This is a genomic window from Cellulomonas sp. GTC20042, from assembly GCF_055389595.1.
Window position 1 is genome coordinate 915173 of the sequence record NZ_AP043678.1, and the last position, 16785, is coordinate 931957.

The window sequence follows — 16785 nt, forward strand, 5'->3', positions numbered from 1 at the left end:
TCGTGCACTCTCGGCGGGGTGTGGGCGCGCGCGGGTGCGGGGCGTAGGCGCGCGGCGCCCGCGTGCGTACGATCACGGGATGGTGCAGGACCACGGGCTGATGGACCCGGAGACCGACCCGCTCGCCACCTACGTGCTGGAGCCGGACGACCTGCGGTCGCTGCTCGCCCGCGTGGTCACCTCGCCCGGCGCGGGGACGCACACGCACCACGCCCCGTGGACCGGCGCCCCGCTCGCCTCGGCGCCGCTGTCCACCCCGGAGGACGTCGAGCGCGCCGCCCGGGCCGCCCGCGCGGCGCAGCGCCGGTGGGCCGCGGTGCCGGTGCGGGAGCGTGCCCGCCTGGCGCTGCGGGTGCACGACCTGCTGCTCGCCCGGCAGTCCGACGTGCTCGACCTGGTGCAGCTGGAGAACGGCAAGGCGCGGGTGCACGCCTACGAGGAGGTCGCCGACGTCGCCCTGGTCGCCCGGTTCCTCTGGCGGCACGCGCCCGGGCTGCTGGCCGACGAGCGGCGTCCGGGGCTGATCCCGGGGCTGACCGGCGTGCACGTGGCGCACCGGCCGCGCGGCGTGGTGGGGATCGTGTCGCCGTGGAACTACCCGCTGAGCCTGACCCTGGGCGACGCGCTGCCCGCCCTCGTCGCCGGGGACGCGGTGCTGCTGCGCCCGGACCCGCAGACCCCGCTGACCGCGCTGTGGGCGGTGGAGCTGCTGGAGGACGCGGGCATGCCGCCCGGTCTGGTGCAGGTGGTGCTCGGCGACGGCCCGGCGATCGGCGGCGCGGTGAGCGATCACGTGGACCACCTGGTGTTCACCGGGTCGACCGGCACCGGGCGCGCGGTGGCCGCCCGGGCGGGGGAGCACCTGGTGCCGACCACCCTGGAGCTGGGCGGCAAGAACGGGCTGTACGTCGCGGACGACGTGGACGTCGAGGTCGCCGCCGCCGGGGCGGTGCGCGCCTGCTTCGGCGGCACCGGGCAGCTCTGCGTCTCGGCGGAGCGGGTGTACGTGCACGAGGCGGTGGCCGACGCCTTCCTCGCCGCCTTCGCCCGCCGGACGTCGGCGCTGCGGGTCGGCACCGGCCTGGACTACCGCTCCGACATCGGCTCGCTCACCTCCGCGGAACAGCTGGCCCGGGTGGTGGAGCACGTGGAGGACGCGCAGTCCGGCGGCGCCCGGGTGCTCGCCGGTGGCGTGCACCGCACCGACCTGGGCCCGTACGTGTACGAGCCGACGATCCTGGACGGCGTCGGCGAGCAGGCCCGCGCGTTCCGCGAGGAGACCTTCGGGCCCGTCGTCGCCGTGCACCGGGTGGCCTCGGACGACGAGGCGGTGGCCGCGATCAACGACAGCGCCTACGGGCTGAACGCGAGCATCTGGACGGCGTCGACCCGGCGGGGGCGGGCGCTCGCGGCCCGGGTGCGCACCGGCGCGGTGAACGTCAACGAGGGCTACGTCGCGGCGTGGGGGTCCTCCGCGGCCCCGCAGGGCGGGCGCGGGGCCTCCGGCTGGGGCAACCGGCACGGCGCCGAGGGGCTGCTGGCGATGACCGCCACCCAGACCGTCGCCGTGCAGCGCGCCGCCCACGGGGTGCGGGTGGCCGGCGTCCGGGTGCTGCCGCCGGTCGGGCTGGGCCGCCTGCTGGACCTGCCGCCGGAGACGTGGACCGCGACCATGACGGCGGCGCTGCGCGCGGCGCGGCGGTTGCGGCTGCGCTGACGGGGGTGCGGCGCGCCGGGGCCGCGGCGCGCCCGAGCCGCCGTCGCACCGCCGAGTGCCGTCCGCCTCAGAGCGGCGGCGGCACCACCCGCGGCACGGCGCCGGTGCTGCCGGTCGCCATCGACGCCACCGACCCCATCGGGGGCAGCCCCGCCCCCGGGCGGACCGTCGGCACCGCGCCGGTGGACGTGCCCACGGTCGCCGGGGCGAAGGACACCCGGTTCCGCCCGTGCCGCTTCGCCCGGTAGAGCGCCGCGTCCGCGCGGGTGGCCAGCGAGCGGGCGCCCTCGCCGGGGGTCGCCATGGCGCCGCCGAGGCTCACGGTGACGTGCAGGGCGGGGGACAGCTCGTGCCAGGGGTACGCGGCGACGGTCATCCGGATCCGCTCGCAGACCGCCTCGGCGCGCTCCTGCGGGGCGTCCACCAGCACCAGGGTGAACTCCTCGCCGCCGACCCGGGCGACCACGTCGCCGACCCGCACCGCGGCGGTCATCAGCTGGGCCACCCGGCGCAGCACCTCGTCGCCGATCGGGTGCGAGTGGTCGTCGTTCACCGACTTGAACAGGTCGAGGTCGGCCACCACGTAGGCGAGCTCGGTCTGCCCGGCGAGCTGCGCGGCGAGGATCGCGTCCAGGCCGCGCCGGTTGAGCAGCCCGGTCAGCGCGTCGTGCGCGGCGTCGTGCTGCAGGGTCTCGTTCAGCGCGGTCAGCTCGGCGGCCCGCTTGCGGGCGAGGTCACGGGCCTGTCGCACCCGCTCCACGTCGAGCTGGGCGTTCACCACGATCCCGCGCCGCTCGGCCACCTGGTCGCGCTGCGCCATCACGGCCTCGTGGAACTGCCGGTGCGCGCCGAGGGCCGCCCGCAGGTCGCCCGCGTCCTCGTAGACCAGCACCAGCTCGTTGAGCAGGTCGGCCCGCTCCATCGGCCGCAGCGACTCGCTGGTCAGCCGCAGGCCGGCGGTGAGGGTGGCGTGCGCGGCCTCGTGGTCGCCGCGCAGCCGGTGCAGCCGTCCCAGCGCCGCGTGGTAGCGGATCGTCAGGTAGCGGGCAGCGACCTGCGGCAGCACCGCGGCGCAGGCGTCCAGGGCCTCCTGCGCGGCGTCGAGGTCGCCGCGGGCCATGTACGCGCGGGCCAGCCGGATCTGCGCCTCGGTGGCCATCCGCGGGTTGCCGGAGATCGTGCCGACCGGGCCGGGCACACCGAGCGCCGCCTCCAGCCCGCGCCGGGCCAGGTCCACCGCGCGGTCGGCCAGCGCACGGGCGCGCCCGGGGTCGGTGGCCGCCACGGCGAGCGACTCGTCGGTGTCCAGCTTGGCCAGGCTGGACAGCGTCGCGCAGGTGCCGTCGGGACGGTTCAGCGTGGGCCACAGCTCGGAGGCCTCCGCCAGCAGCTCGCGGGCCTTGCCCGGGAACCGGCCCATCGAGATGTACGTGTCGGCCAGGTTGTTCAGCGCCGCGGCCAGGCCCTCGGTGTCGCCGAGCTCGCGCCGGATCGCCAGCGACCGCTCCAGGAACTCCAGCGCCGCCACGTTGTCGCCGAAGCCGTTGTAGACCGACGCGAGCCCCTGCAGGACGCGCCCCTCCCAGCCCCGGTAGCCGTGCACGACGGCCAGCTCCAGGCCGTGCTCCATCGAGGCGAGCGCCGCGGCGTCCTCGGACAGCAGGTGCTGCGCCCAGCCGTTGAGGTACTCGAGCTCGATCTCGATCTCCGTCGCGCGCTCCGCGCGAGCCCGGTCGAGCAGGTCGGCGACGAGGGCGACGCAGCGCGCGGGGTCGGCGTCGCAGAGCTGGTCCGCCTCCGCCAGGTCCCGGCGCCAGCGGGGATCGGTGTCCCCCTGAGCCGCCCGGGCAGTCGTCATGCGGGTCCTATCGGTGCCGGTGCCGGGGTGCTGAAGGTATCGATCGGGTGAAGTCCGTACGTCGGGCGGGAGGATACCGCCCCTCCGGGCGGTGTCGTGCCGGGTGGCCGGCTGCCGGGCGCCGCGGACGCCGCAGGGCCCGCGCCGACGTGCGGCACGGGCCCTGCGGGACGAGCGGAGGAGGCGGGCTCAGGCGAGCTGCGCCACCGCCTGCCGGGCGATCTCGAGCTCCTCGTTGGTGGGGATCACGAGCACGGTGACCGGCGAGCCGTCGCGGGAGATGACGGTCGGGGCCTTCTTGCGGCCCTCGTTGCGCTCCGGGTCGATCTGGATGCCCAGGGCCTCCAGGCCGGACAGGGCGTTGAGGCGGACGATGTCGTCGTTCTCGCCGATGCCGGCGGTGAAGGTGATGACGTCGACCGTGCCGAGCTGGGCGTAGTACGAGCCCACGTAGCTCTTGATCCGGTGGTAGTACACGTCGAGCGCGGTGCGGACGTTCTCGTCGCCCGCCGCCGCGGCGTCGTGCACGTCGCGCATGTCGGTGTAGCCGGACAGGCCGAGCATGCCGGACCTGCGGTTGAGCAGCTCGTCCAGCTGGTCGATCGTGTAGCCGCCCTGGCGCGCCAGGTGGAACAGCACGGCCGGGTCGATGTCGCCGGAGCGGGTGCCCATCATCAGGCCGGCCAGCGGGGTCAGGCCCATGGAGGTGTCGATGCAGACCCCGCCGCGGACCGCGGACGCCGAGGCGCCGTTGCCGAGGTGCAGCACGATCGTGTTGAGCTCGGCCAGCGGGCGGTCCAGGTACTCGGCCGTCGCGCGGGACACGAACAGGTGCGAGGTGCCGTGGGCGCCGTACTTGCGGATCGAGTACTCGGCGGCCACCGCGCGGTCGATCGGGTACGTGTACGCGGCCGGCGGCATGGTGCGGTGGAACGCGGTGTCGAAGACGGCCACGTGCGCGACGCCGGGGAAGGCGCTGCGGGCGGCCTTGATGCCCGCGACGTTCGCCGGGTTGTGCAGCGGAGCGAGCGGGGACAGCGCGTCGATCTTGGCGATGACCTCGTCGTCGATCACGGCCGGGCCGTCGAAGACGTCGCCGCCCTGGACGATGCGGTGGCCGACGGCCGCCAGGCGCGACTCGTCGATCTGCGGGCCCTGCTCGGCGAACAGGCCGAGGACGAGGCGCATGCCGGTCTCGTGGTCCGGCACGGCCTGCTCGAGCACGGTGGCGCCGTTCGGGCCCTCGTGCTTGACGCGGCCGACCTCGAGGCCGATGCGCTCCACGATGCCGCTGGCGAGCGCCTCGGAGGTCGCCAGGTCGACCAGCTGGTACTTGATCGACGAGGAGCCGGAGTTGATGACGAGGACTTCAGTGTTCACTTCGAGCCTTCCGAGGTCGCGCCCATGCCCTGGGCCTGGATCGCCGTGATGGCGACGGTGTTGACGATGTCCTGCACCAGGGCGCCCCGGGACAGGTCGTTGACCGGCTTGCGCAGGCCCTGGAGGACGGGGCCGACGGCGACCGCACCCGCGGACCGCTGCACCGCCTTGTACGTGTTGTTGCCGGTGTTCAGGTCGGGGAAGACGAACACGGTGGCCCGGCCCGCCACGGAGGAGTCCGGCATCTTCGTCTGCGCGACCGAGGCGTCCACGGCGGCGTCGTACTGGATCGGGCCCTCGACGTTCAGGTCGGGACGGCGCTCGCGGACCAGCTCGGTGGCCTGGCGGACCTTGTCCACGTCCGCGCCGGAGCCGGAGGCGCCGGTGGAGTAGGACAGCATGGCGATCCGCGGCTCGATGCCGAACTGCGCGGCGGTGGCGGCCGAGGAGATCGCGATGTCGGCGAGCTGCTCGGCGGTCGGGTCCGGGTTCACGGCGCAGTCGCCGTAGACCAGCACGCGGTCCTCGAGGCACATCAGGAAGACGCTGGACACGACCGACATGCCCGGGACGACCTTGATGATCTCGAAGGACGGCTTGATGGTGTGGGCGGTGGTGTGCACCGCGCCGGAGACCATGCCGTCGGCGAGGCCGAGCTGGACCATCATCGTGCCGAAGTAGGACACCGAGGAGACGATCTCGCGGGCGCGCTCGACGGTCATGCCCTTGTGCTTGCGCAGCTCGGTGTACTCGGCGGCGAAGCGCTCCAGCAGCTCGCCGGACTTCGGGTCGACGATCGTGGCGGAGGACAGGTCCAGGCCGAGCTCGGTGCCGCGGGCGCGGATCGCGGTCTCGTCGCCGAGGATCGTCAGGTCGGCGACGTCGCGGCGCAGCAGCGTGGAGGCGGCGCGCAGGATCCGGTCGTCGTTGCCCTCGGGGAGCACGATGTGCTTGCGGTCGGCGCGGGCCCGGTCGAGCAGCTCGTACTCGAACATCAGCGGGGTGACGACCTCGGGGGCCGGCACCTCGAGGGCGGCCAGCGCCTCCTCGGCGTCGGTGTGCTTCTCGAACAGGGCGAGGGCGGTGTCGACCTTGCGCTGGGAGTCGGCGGTCAGGCGGCCGCGGGTGCCGGCGGCGGCGGAGGCCGACTTGAAGGTGCCGAGGTCGGTGCGGATCAGCGGCAGGCGGCTGCCGAGGCCGTCGACCAGACGCTCGACGATCGCCGGCGGGGTGAAGCCGCCGTTGAGGATGATGCCGGCCAGGGACGGGAAGCCCTCGGCGGTGTGCGCCATGAGCAGGCCGAGCAGGATGTCCGAGCGGTCGCCGGGCACGATCACCACGACGCCGTCGTGCAGGCGCTCCAGCAGGTGCTCGATCGACATCGCGCCGACCAGCACGTCCTCGACCTCGCGGGACAGCAGCTCGCCGTCGCCGGCGACCAGGGTGCCCTCGACGGAGTCCATCAGCTGACGCACGGTGGGGGCGACCAGGAACGGGTCCTCCGGCAGGGCCCACGCGGTGGCACGGGTGGCCAGCTCGGCGCGGATCGCGTCGACGTCGTCCGGGGCGCAGCGGTTCGCGACGATCGCGACGACCTGGGCGTGCCCGGCCTCGAGCTCCGCGGCGGCGACCTCGGCGACCTGGCGGACCTCCTCGGGGCTGCGGCCCTGGCCCTTGACGCAGAGCAGCACCGGGGCGCCGAGGTTCGCGGCGATCCGGGCGTTGAAGGCGAGCTCGGCGGGGCCGGCCACGTCGGTGTAGTCGGTGCCGACGATCACGACGACATCGCACTCGCGGGCGACGGCGTGGTAGCGCTGGACGATCGTGGACAGGGCGGCCTCGGGGTCGGCGTGCACCTGCTCGTAGGTGGTGCCGATGCAGTCCTCGTAGCCGAGGTCGACGCCGTCGTGGGAGAGCAGCAGCTCCAGCACGTAGTCAGGGGCCTCGGTGGACCGCGCGATGGGCCGGAAGACGCCGACCTTCTGGACGGTGCGGGTCAGCAGGTCGACCAGGCCGAGTGCGACCGTCGACTTGCCGGTGTCCCCCTCGGGGGACGTGACGTAGATGCTGCGGGCCACGGGTGGGGCTTCTTCCTTGTCGGGAACCGGGGGTTCGCCCCGGGATCAGGTGGTGGGATGAATTCTGCCGGAACCCCGTCGCGCTGAGCGACCAGGCTGCCGTGACGGTGACCACCCGCACCGTCCGGTTGGTCACGCCGCCCCCGAACATGTGACCTAGGTCCTAGCGGCCGATGGCCCGCACCGGGTGCGGTGCGGGCCATCGGGTCGTGCGGTGCTACTCGTTGTCACCACCGGTCTGCAGGGTGGCGTCCTGACGGGCGGAGAGGCCGTCGCCGGCGTCCGGCCACACCCAGTCGCGCACCTCGGGCAGGTCCTCGCCGTGCTCGCGGGTGTACTCGCGGGCCTGGTGGCGGGCGTCGACCATGCGCTGACGCAGGGCCGCGTACTTCGAGCCCAGCGACGGCACCTGGTCGATGACGTCGATCACCAGGTGGAACCGGTCGAGGTCGTTGAGCATGACCATGTCGAACGGCGTGGTGGTCGTGCCCTCCTCCTTGTACCCCCGCACGTGGATGTTCTTGTGACCCTTGCGGCGGTAGGTCAGGCGGTGGATCAGCCACGGGTAGCCGTGGTAGGCGAAGACCACCGGCTTGTCCGTGGTGAACAGCGTGTTGAACTCGCGGTCCGACAGGCCGTGCGGGTGCTCCCGCTCGTCCTGCAGACGCATGAGGTCGACCACGTTGACCACGCGGACCTTGAGGCCCGGCAGCTCCCGGCGCAGGATGTCGGCCGCGGCCAGCACCTCCAGCGTCGGGACGTCGCCGGCGCAGCCGAGCACCACGTCCGGGTCCTCGCCCTCGACCTCGGTGCCGGCCCACTCCCAGATGCCCAGGCCGCGCGAGCAGTGCTCCACGGCCTCCTCCATCGTGAGGAAGTTCGGCGCGGGCTGCTTGCCGGCCACCACCACGTTCACGTACTGCCGGCTGCGCAGGCAGTGGTCGTACGTGGACAGCAGGGTGTTGGCGTCCGGCGGCAGGTACACCCGGACGATCTCGGCCTTCTTGTTGACCACGTGGTCGATGAAGCCCGGGTCCTGGTGGCTGAAGCCGTTGTGGTCCTGGCGCCACACGTGGCTGGACAGCAGGTAGTTCAGGCTCGCGACCGGCCGGCGCCACGGGATGTGGTTGGTGACCTTGAGCCACTTGGCGTGCTGGTTGAACATCGAGTCGACGATGTGGATGAACGCCTCGTACGAGGTGATCAGGCCATGGCGGCCGGTGAGCAGGTAGCCCTCCAGCCAGCCCTGGCACTGGTGCTCGGACAGCATCTCCACCACGCGGCCCGCGCGGGCCAGGTGGTCGTCGACGTCGGGGGAGAGGTACTCCGCGTTCCACTGCTTGTCGGTCACGTCGAAGACGGCCTGGAGGCGGTTGGACGCGGTCTCGTCCGGGCCGAAGATCCGGAAGTTGTCCGGGTTCCGGCGGATGACCTCGGTGAGGTACTGGCCCAGCACGCGGGTGGCCTCGGAGATCGAGCCGCCCGGCACCGGCACCTCGACGGCGAAGTCGCGGAAGTCCGGCAGGCGCAGGTCCTTGAGCAGCAGACCGCCGTTGGCGTGCGGGTTGTCGCTCATCCGCAGGGTGCCGCTCGGGGTCAGCGAGGTGATCTCGGACCGGACGGTGCCGTTCTCGTCGAACAGCTCCTCCGGGCGGTACGACTGCAGCCAGCCCTCGAGCACCTGCAGGTGCTCGTCGGTGTCGCGGGCCGAGGCCAGCGGCACCTGGTGCGAGCGCCAGGAGGCCTCGACCTGCTTGCCGTCGATCACCGGCGGGCAGGTCCAGCCCTTCGGCGTCTTGAAGATGATCATCGGCCACGCCGGGCGGGAGTCGTCGCCCGCGGCGGCGCGCGCCTTGATCTCGGAGATCTCGTCCATCACGACGTCGAGCAGCTCGGCGAACCGGGCGTGCACGGCGGCGTGGTCCTCGCCGTCGAACCCGCCGACGAACAGGTGCGGCTTGTGGCCGTACCCGCGCATCAGGTCCATCAGCTCGGACTCGGGGATGCGCGCCAGCACCGTCGGGTTGGCGATCTTGTACCCGTTGAGGTGCAGGATCGGCAGCACGACGCCGTCCTTGGCCGGGTCGATGAACTTGTTCGAGTGCCAGGAGGTCGCCAGCGGGCCGGTCTCGGCCTCGCCGTCGCCGACCACCGCCGCGACCAGCAGGTCCGGGTTGTCGAAGGCGGCGCCGTAGGCGTGCGACAGCGCGTAGCCGAGCTCGCCGCCCTCGTGGATCGAGCCCGGGGTCTCCGGGGCCACGTGGCTGGGGATGCCGCCCGGGAACGAGAACTGCCGGAACAGACGGCGCACGCCCTCGGCGTCCGGGGTGATGTCCGAGTAGACCTCGGAGTAGGTGCCGTCCAGGTAGGCGGAGGCCACCAGGCCCGGGCCGCCGTGACCGGGGCCGGTCAGGTAGATGGTGGACTGCTCGCGCTCCTGGATCACCCGGTTGAGGTGGGCGTACAGGAAGTTGAGGCCCGGCGTGGTCCCCCAGTGCCCGAGCAGGCGCGGCTTCACGTGGTCACGTGTCAGCGGCTCCCGGAGCAGCGGGTTGTCCAGCAGGTAGATCTGTCCCACCGACAGGTAGTTGGCGGTGCGCCACCACGCGTCGATGCGTCGGAGCGTCTCGTCCGAGACGGGCTGGCCGGAGCCGGTCCGCCACGTGGCGAGCTGCGACGTCGTCACACTCATGCTCTCTCCCGTTGTCGCGTTCCACGGACTTCCGTGGTCCCGGCAGGGCCGGGCGTCACCAGCCTGGTACCGCGCCCGACCCGGTGGCGGGGACGTCCGACCCAGACCGGCCCACTACGGCACCTCGTGCGGAGGGCCGCCGCGTTCCATCCAACCCCATCGCGCCGACGGGTGCACCTGCCGTCCCGCAGGCCGGTGGTGTGGGCCTTCTCACCGGCCGAACCGCTCAGATCCGTGCTGGTGAGGGCGGTCCGGCCGCGCCGGGACGACCTGCGGGCAGGTACCGTGCTGAGGTGCCCGCGAGCCCGCCCGCCGACGCCGGACCCCCGGCCGGTCCCGACGCGCCCCTCACCCTCTGGCAGGCCGCCCGCACCCCGCGGATGATCGGCCTGCTGGTGCTGTTCCTCGCCATCGCGGCGGTGTGCGCCCGGCTCGGCGCCTGGCAGCTGGAGCGCGCCGAGGTGCGCGGCGCCGCCGCCCAGGCCGCGAAGCTCGCGGAGGTCGAGGCCGCCGCGCCGGTGCCGGTGGCCGACGTGCTGCTGCCGCAGGAGACCTTCGACGGCGCCCTGGTGGGCCGTCGGGTCGAGGCCACCGGCAGCTACGACGCCGCCGGTCAGCTGCTGGTCGTCGACCGGGCGCTGGACGGCCGCACCGGCTGGCTGGTGCTCACTCCGCTGCGGGTCGAGGCCTCCGACGGCGAGGCCGGGTCGGTGCCGGCGGGTGCCGTGCTGCCGGTGGTCCGCGGCTGGGTCCCCACGCCGGACGACGCCGACGCCCTCGCCGTGCCCACGGGGACCGTCACCGTCACCGGCTACCTGCAGGCCTCCGAGGACTCCGGCGCCCCGCCGACCGGCGACGGCACCGCCGACTCGATCTCCTCCGCCGAGCTGCTGGGGGAGTGGGGCGGGCCGATCTGGACCGGCTACGTGGTGCTCACCGGCTCCGACCCCACGCAGGCGGCGGCCGTCGAGCTGCTGCCGCCACCGACCCGCGCGGGCACCGGCCTGAACATCCAGAACCTCGGCTATGCCGCGCAGTGGTTCGTGTTCGGCGGGTTCGCGGTGTTCCTCTGGGTGCGGCTGCTCAAGGACGAGGTGCTGCACGCCTCGGCGGTGCCCGCGGAGGCGGGGGCGGCGCCGGACGGGCCGGGAGCGCCCGGGACACCGGGGCAGGGGGGCCCGGAGCCGGCGCCCGCCGGACCCCCACCGACCGGCGCCTGACGCCGCACCGACCGCGTCACTCCTGCTGCCAGGACCGCCACAGCGCCGCGTAGTCCCCGCCGGCCGCCACCAGGTCCGCGTGCGGGCCGATCTCGGTGATCCGCCCGGCGTCCACCACCGCCACCCGGTCCGCGTCGTGCGCGGTGTGCAGCCGGTGCGCGATGGCCACGACCGTCCGCCCCTCCAGCACCGCCGAGAGCGAGCGCTCCAGGTGCCGTGCCGCGCGCGGGTCGAGCAGCGAGGTCGCCTCGTCCAGCACCAGCGTGTGCGGGTCGAGCAGCACCAGCCGGGCCAGCGCGACCTGCTGCGCCTGCGCCGGGGTCAGCGCCACGCCGCCCGAGCCGACGGCGGTCGCCAGCCCGTCCGGCAGCGCCTGCACCCACTCCCAGGCGTCCACCGCGCGCAGCGCCCGCTCCAGGGCGTCGTCGTCGGCGGCGGTGTCGGCCAGCCGCAGGTTGTCGGCCAGCGGCCCGACGAACACGTGGTGCTCCTGGGTGACCAGCGCCACGTGCCCGCGCAGCTCGTCCAGCGGCAGGTCCACCAGCGGCACCCCGCCGACCTCGACCGAGCCGCCGGTGGGCGGGTGGATGCCCGCGAGCATCCGGCCGAGCGTCGACTTGCCGGCGCCGGAGGGGCCGACCACCGCGAGGCGCTCGCCGTCGGACAGCTCCAGGTCGATCCCGTGCAGCACGTCGTGGCCCGCACGGTAGGCGTAGCGCACGTCCTCGGCGACCACGTGGTCGTCCGTCGGGCGCTCCGCCCGCGCGGTGCGGTCCGGGGCGACGTCGGCGACGCCGATGATCCGGGCCAGCGAGGTCGCGCCGACCTGGATCTCGTCCAGCCAGGCGATCAGCTCGCCCACCGGCTGCATGAGCTGCGTGGCGTACAGCGCGAGCGTGGTGACCGCGCCGATCGTGGTGTGGCCGGTGGACACCAGGTACGCGCCCCAGGCCAGCACCGCGACCACCGGCAGCACGAAGGCGGTGTCGACCGCGGGCCACAGCACGCAGCGCAGGTTCAGCGTGCCGGTCTCCGCGGCGAAGGCCTCGCGCAGGTCGGCGTCGGTGCGGGCCCGCCGCCGGGCGCCGAGCCCGAGGGCGTCGACGGTGCGCGACCCCTCCACCGACTCGGTGATGGTGCCGTTGATCGTGGCGTAGGCGGCGGACTCGCGCAGGTAGGCCGGTGTCGCGCGCCGCAGGTACCACCGGGTCGCGACCAGCAGCAGCGGCACGCCGGTGAGCAGCGCGAGCGCGACCAGCGCGTCGGTGGCGAGCGCGGCGACCAGGGTGAGCGCGATCGTCGCGGTGGTGACCAGGATCCGCGGCACCCCGAAGCGCACCGTGTACTGCACCCGGTCGATGTCCGTGGTGGTGCGGGCCACCAGGTCGCCGGTGCCGGCGCGCTCCACGGTGGACAGCGGCAGGCGGGTGACCCGGGTGACGAACTCCTCGCGCAGGTCGGCGAAGACCGTCTCGCCCAGCACCATCGCGGCGCGCTGGGCGTAGCGGACCAGCACGGTCTGGGCGAGCACGGCGACCACCAGCACCAGCACCGTGCGGTCCACCGCCGAGGTGGTGGTGCCGGAGATGACACCGTCCACCAGCCGGCCGAGCAGCCACGGCCCGGCGAGGCCCGCGGTGGCGGCGAGCACCTGGAGGACGACCACCCAGGAGAGTCCGCGGCGGTGCCGACGCAGCAGCCCGGCGGTGTGCCGGCGCAGCGTCGCGGCGTCGGCGACGGGCAGCTTCATGCGTGCACCTCCTCGGTGGACCCGCCGGGGGCGGGGTGCGGGACGCCGGCGGCGGCCTCGGCGCGGGACACCACGGCGCGGTAGGCGGCACCGGTGGCGTCGCGCGCGGTGATCAGGTCGTGGTGCCGCCCGGTGGCGAGCACGCGGCCGTCGACCACCAGCGCGACCTCGTCCACCGCGTCCAGCACCAGCGGGCTCGCGGTGACCACCACGGTCGTGGCGCCGCGCCGGTGCTCGGCCAGCCGGCGCGCGATCCGGGCCTCGGTGTGCGCGTCGACCGCGCTGGTCGGCTCGACCAGCACCAGCACCTCCGCGCCGGTGAGCAGCGCGCGGGCCAGCGCGACCCGCTGGCGCTGGCCGCCGGACAGCGACCGGCCCTTCTCCTCGACCTCGCCGTCCAGCCCGCCCGGGACGGAGTCGAGCACGTCGGCGGCATCGGCGGTCGCCATCGCGGCGAGCAGGGCGTCGTCGTCCGCCCCGCCGCGCACGTCGAGCTCGTCGCGCAGCAGACCGGTGAACAGGTGCGGGGTGGACTCGGCGACCACGACCCGCCCGCGCACCTCGGCCAGGCCGAGCTCGTGCAGCATCGCGGCGCCCCAGCGCACGCCGGACAACGGCCGGTCGGTGCCGTCCGGCTCCGGGGCGTCCGCGCCGTCGGCGGCCGCGTCGTCGTCGGCCCCGGTCTCGCGCGGCGGGCCCATCCGGCCGAGCCGCAGCGCGATCCGCGCCGACTCGTCCGGGTCGGCGCCGACCAGCGCGGTCAGTCGTCCCGGACGCACCACCAGGCCGCTGGCCTCGTCCACCAGGTCGGCGGGCTGCTGCGGGCCGGCGGCGGGGGAGGGCTGGTCGTCGGCGCCGGCCACCGGCACCGCGAGCACCCGGATGATCTTGCGCGCGCCGACGACGGCCCGGGTGATCACCCGGATCGCCTCGCTGGCGGTCCACAGCGGCTGGGTGAGGAACGCCGCGAAGCCGTAGAACGACACGAGCTGACCGGGGGTGATCGACCCGTCCAGCGCCAGACGCGCGCCCGCCCACACCACCACGGCGAGGAACAGCCCAGGCAGCAGCGTCTGGAGCGCGTCCAGCAGCGACTGGGTCTGCGAGACCCGTACGCCGGCCGCGCGCACCCGCTGCGACTGCGCGCGGTACCGCGCGGCGAACACGTCCTCGCCGCCGATCCCGCGCAGGATGCGCAGCCCGGACACGGTGTCCGCGCCCAGGGTGGTCAGCCGGCCGGTGGCCTCGCGCTGCTCCGACTGGCGGCGCTGCAACGGGCGGATCAGCAGCGAGAGCACGCCGACCACCACGGGCAGGCCGAGCAGCACCAGCAGGCCCAGCGGCACGGAGGTGCGCAGCAGCAGCACGCCGAGGGTCAGGTACGCCGCGATGCCGCCGATCAGCCGGGGCAGGATCGCGAACACCTCGCCCATCCGCAGCGCGTCGGAGGCGACCGTCGCCACCACCTCGCCGGTGGGCAGCGTCTCGGTGACCGCGTCGCCGGTGCGCGTGACGTGGTGGCCGATCTGCTGGGAGGACGCGAAGGCCGCGCGCAGCCAGTTCTCGACCTCCAGCCGGTGACCGACCAGGTTCATCACGACCTGCACCATGCCGATGCCGAAGAACGTCAGGCAGCCGAGCCACAGCGTGCGGTCCAGGCCGCTGTCCAGGCCGTCGTCCACCACGCGACCGAGCGCCCAGGGCAGCAGCGCCGCCGCGACGTTCCCCACCACGTTGACCACGGTGGCGCCGAGCAGCACGCCGGCCTGACGGCGGCCCTGCCACCGGATCAGGGCGGCGGGACCGGTCAGCGGCGGGGTGCCGGGGTCGGGGAGCGGGAGCGGACGCACGATCGACCACGCTACGGGTGAGCCCCGACACACTCGACGCTTTTTGCCGCGCCCGACCGCCCGCTGCCGCCGGTGGTGGGGCAGGATCGAGGTCGACGACCCGAGAGGACCTCCGATGACGCAGCCCGCCCCGACCCCCGCCGGTGTGACCGCGGACGCCGGTGCCCGCCTCACCCGCTACCGCGTGATGGCGTGGATCACCGGCACGATGCTGCTGGTGCTGTGCCTGGAGATGGTGCTCAAGTACGTGTTCCACGCCGGCGGGTACGACGCCGAGGGGCACGCCGCACCGGTGATCGGCACCTGGGTGGCCATCGCGCACGGCTGGGTCTACGTGGTCTACCTGGCGACCGTGGTGCAGCTCTGGTCCGCGATGCGCTGGTCGCTGGGCCGGCTGGCGACGATGGCGCTCGCGGGCGTCGTCCCGGTGATGTCCTTCGTGCTGGAGCGCCGGGTGCACGCGCAGGCGGTCGCCCGGATCACCGCCGGCTGAGCGCGGGCGTCCGTTCCCGCGCGCGCCGCGCCGACCGCTGGTCCAGCCGTCGGCGCAGCGTCCGCACCGGTCGCTCCACCAGCCACCAGCTCGCGGTGGCCGCCGTCAGCGTCAGCGCGACCCCGAGCACGGCACCGCCGACGTCCTCCGGGTGGCCGAGCCACCGCACGATCGCCGCGTTCCACAGGTAGGCCGCGTAGGAGATCGTGCCCAGCGCCACCGCGGGCCGCAGCAGCCGGCTCGGCAGCGCCTGCCAGCGTGCGGCGTAGGAGACCAGCACCACGGCCACCCCGGCCACCGTCGGCGCGGCGACCAGGTAGGTCCACGGGTGCTGCGCGACGCCGCCGGCGAACGACGCCGCGAGCAGGGCCGCCACCAGCACCGCCTGCGCGGTCCGCCGCGCGCGCCGGGTCGCCGGCAGCACCCGCACCAGGGCGTCGCGGCCGAGGTAGCCCGCCGCACCGACCAGCAGGGTCGTCGCCCACGAGGTCGGCAACGCGTAGACGCGGGCCACGTCCGGCGCGACCAGCAGCATCGAGACCGTGCAGGCCGCCAGGGTGACCACCGCGCTCGCGGACACGGCCAGCCGCAGCACGCCGCGTCGCCAGGCGAGCGTGAGCAGCAGCGGCCAGACCAGGTAGAACTGCTCCTCGGTCGCGAGCGTCCAGAAGTGGTAGAGCGACTCGCTGCCGTGCGGGATGCCGGGGATGTTCGTCGTGTACGTGAGCGCCACCAGGATCGACCGGGGCACCAGGTCCCGCTGGCCGACCAGGTCGAACGCGCCCTCGACCACCGCGTAGCCGGTGAGCATCAGCAGCAGCGGGGGCAGCAGCCGCAGCGCGCGGTGGCCGAAGAACCGGCGCAGGCGGACGCGTCCGTGCCGCTCCAGATCGCGCACCAGCACGCCGGTGATCAGCCAGCCGGACAGCGCGAAGAAGATCGTCACGCCGACCATCCCCGCGGTGGTGGCGACGTCCGGGACCGCGTGGTTCAGCAGCACCAGGGCGACGGCGAGCCCGCGCAGCGCGTCCAGGCCGGGCAGCCGGGCGGGGGCGGACCGGTCGCCGTGCGCCGGTGGTCCGCCCGTCTCGCCGGGTGCTGCGACCGCATCCCTCACGTAACGGAAGATATGCCCGTTTTGTCCGTTATGGATCTACCCGGCCAGGACGCCACCCGAACGGGCGCAGAACCTTCACAGGTCCGACCGACGCTCACGTGACAGGAGAGATGCGCCGACGGTGGCCCGTGATCACCGGGTGGCGCGCTGACCTGCCTGGCTATGCTGTGCCGCCTGAGCGAAGGGAGGTGCCGCCCCGTGTCGTTGCGCCACATGCAGATCGGCGAGGTCGCGGAGCGCACCGGCCTGTCCCTGCGGACCATCCGGTACTACGGCGAGGTCGGCCTCGTCGTCCCCTCGGCCCGCACGCACGGCGGCTTCCGCCTCTACACCGAGCCCGACATCGCACGGCTGGAGCTGATCAAGCGCATGAAGCCGCTCGACTTCTCCCTCGACGAGATGGGTGACCTGCTGGGGGTGCTGGACCGGCTGAACGAGCCCGGCATCAGCCAGGAGGACCACGACGCGCTGATCGAGCGCCTGGTCATGTACCGGCTCGCGGCCGAGGAACGCTCCCGCGCGCTGCGCGAGCAGCTGGCCGTCGCCGAGGACTTCCACGAGAGCCTGCGCACCGAGATCAACCGCCAGCGTCGGATCGGCGAGCGCTCCGGGTCCTGAGGGAGCGCTGAG

General features: G+C 74.2%; 11 protein-coding genes. 4 read left to right on the forward strand and 7 right to left on the reverse strand.

The features are described from left to right. Positions 1-79 precede the first annotated feature (79 nt). Positions 80-1717, forward strand: coding sequence for a succinic semialdehyde dehydrogenase (locus ACZ5HG_RS04330; RefSeq protein WP_464180606.1), 1638 nt, complete (start codon positions 80-82; stop codon positions 1715-1717). Between the two features lie 67 nt (positions 1718-1784). Here ACZ5HG_RS04330 and ACZ5HG_RS04335 read toward each other — a convergent pair whose 3' ends face one another. The 4 genes from ACZ5HG_RS04335 to ACZ5HG_RS04350 form a co-directional block, all read right to left on the reverse strand. Then, positions 1785-3575, reverse strand: a complete 1791-nt coding sequence (locus ACZ5HG_RS04335) for a tetratricopeptide repeat-containing diguanylate cyclase (RefSeq protein ID WP_464180608.1) — start codon at positions 3573-3575, stop codon at positions 1785-1787. A 189-nt stretch (positions 3576-3764) separates the two neighbouring features. After that, positions 3765-4955, reverse strand: a complete 1191-nt coding sequence (locus ACZ5HG_RS04340) for an acetate/propionate family kinase (protein WP_464180609.1) — start codon at positions 4953-4955, stop codon at positions 3765-3767. After that, positions 4952-7033: a phosphate acetyltransferase gene (pta, locus tag ACZ5HG_RS04345; protein WP_464180611.1), complete on the reverse strand. Its 2082-nt coding sequence runs from the start codon at positions 7031-7033 to the stop codon at positions 4952-4954. The genes ACZ5HG_RS04340 and pta overlap by 4 nt, the downstream gene beginning before the upstream one ends. Before the next feature lie 217 nt (positions 7034-7250). Next, a complete protein-coding gene (locus ACZ5HG_RS04350) occupies positions 7251-9725 on the reverse strand; it encodes a phosphoketolase family protein (RefSeq protein WP_464180613.1) in 2475 nt (824 codons plus the stop codon). Between the two features lie 293 nt (positions 9726-10018). Between ACZ5HG_RS04350 and ACZ5HG_RS04355 the strand changes: the two genes are divergently transcribed. Next, positions 10019-10945 (forward strand): SURF1 family protein, encoded by a 927-nt coding sequence (locus ACZ5HG_RS04355; protein WP_464180614.1) that lies wholly within the window; start codon positions 10019-10021, stop codon positions 10943-10945. A gap of 16 nt (positions 10946-10961) precedes the next feature. On the opposite strand, the gene ACZ5HG_RS04360 is transcribed toward ACZ5HG_RS04355, so the two are convergent. After that, positions 10962-12695: an ABC transporter ATP-binding protein gene (locus tag ACZ5HG_RS04360; protein WP_464180615.1), complete on the reverse strand. Its 1734-nt coding sequence runs from the start codon at positions 12693-12695 to the stop codon at positions 10962-10964. Beyond that, the gene (locus tag ACZ5HG_RS04365; RefSeq protein WP_464180618.1) at positions 12692-14545 is read right to left on the reverse strand and encodes an ABC transporter transmembrane domain-containing protein; all 1854 of its coding nucleotides are present in this window, start codon (positions 14543-14545) and stop codon (positions 12692-12694) included. Before ACZ5HG_RS04365 ends, ACZ5HG_RS04360 begins: the two co-directional genes overlap by 4 nt. Before the next feature lie 115 nt (positions 14546-14660). Between ACZ5HG_RS04365 and ACZ5HG_RS04370 the strand changes: the two genes are divergently transcribed. Continuing rightward, entirely contained in the window at positions 14661-15038 is a 378-nt protein-coding gene (locus tag ACZ5HG_RS04370; protein ID WP_464180619.1) for a DUF3817 domain-containing protein, read from the forward strand. On the opposite strand, the gene ACZ5HG_RS04375 is transcribed toward ACZ5HG_RS04370, so the two are convergent. Further along, entirely contained in the window at positions 15025-16155 is a 1131-nt protein-coding gene (locus ACZ5HG_RS04375) for an acyltransferase family protein (RefSeq protein ID WP_464180620.1), read from the reverse strand. The two genes, ACZ5HG_RS04370 and ACZ5HG_RS04375, sit on opposite strands and share 14 nt — an antisense overlap. Positions 16156-16353: 198 nt before the next feature. Between ACZ5HG_RS04375 and ACZ5HG_RS04380 the strand changes: the two genes are divergently transcribed. Further along, positions 16354-16773, forward strand: a complete 420-nt coding sequence (locus ACZ5HG_RS04380; protein WP_464180621.1) for a MerR family transcriptional regulator — start codon at positions 16354-16356, stop codon at positions 16771-16773. Positions 16774-16785 lie beyond the last annotated feature (12 nt).

Excerpts from the sequence above, each read along its gene's own strand:
- ACZ5HG_RS04330 (WP_464180606.1), top strand. The coding sequence starts at position 80 with ATGGTGCAGGACCACGGGCTGATGGACCCGGAGACCGACCCGCTCGCC.
- ACZ5HG_RS04335 (WP_464180608.1), bottom strand. The coding sequence starts at position 3,575 with ATGACGACTGCCCGGGCGGCTCAGGGGGACACCGATCCCCGCTGGCGC.
- ACZ5HG_RS04350 (WP_464180613.1), bottom strand. The coding sequence starts at position 9,725 with ATGAGTGTGACGACGTCGCAGCTCGCCACGTGGCGGACCGGCTCCGGC.
- ACZ5HG_RS04360 (WP_464180615.1), bottom strand. The coding sequence starts at position 12,695 with ATGAAGCTGCCCGTCGCCGACGCCGCGACGCTGCGCCGGCACACCGCC.
- ACZ5HG_RS04370 (WP_464180619.1), top strand. The coding sequence starts at position 14,661 with ATGACGCAGCCCGCCCCGACCCCCGCCGGTGTGACCGCGGACGCCGGT.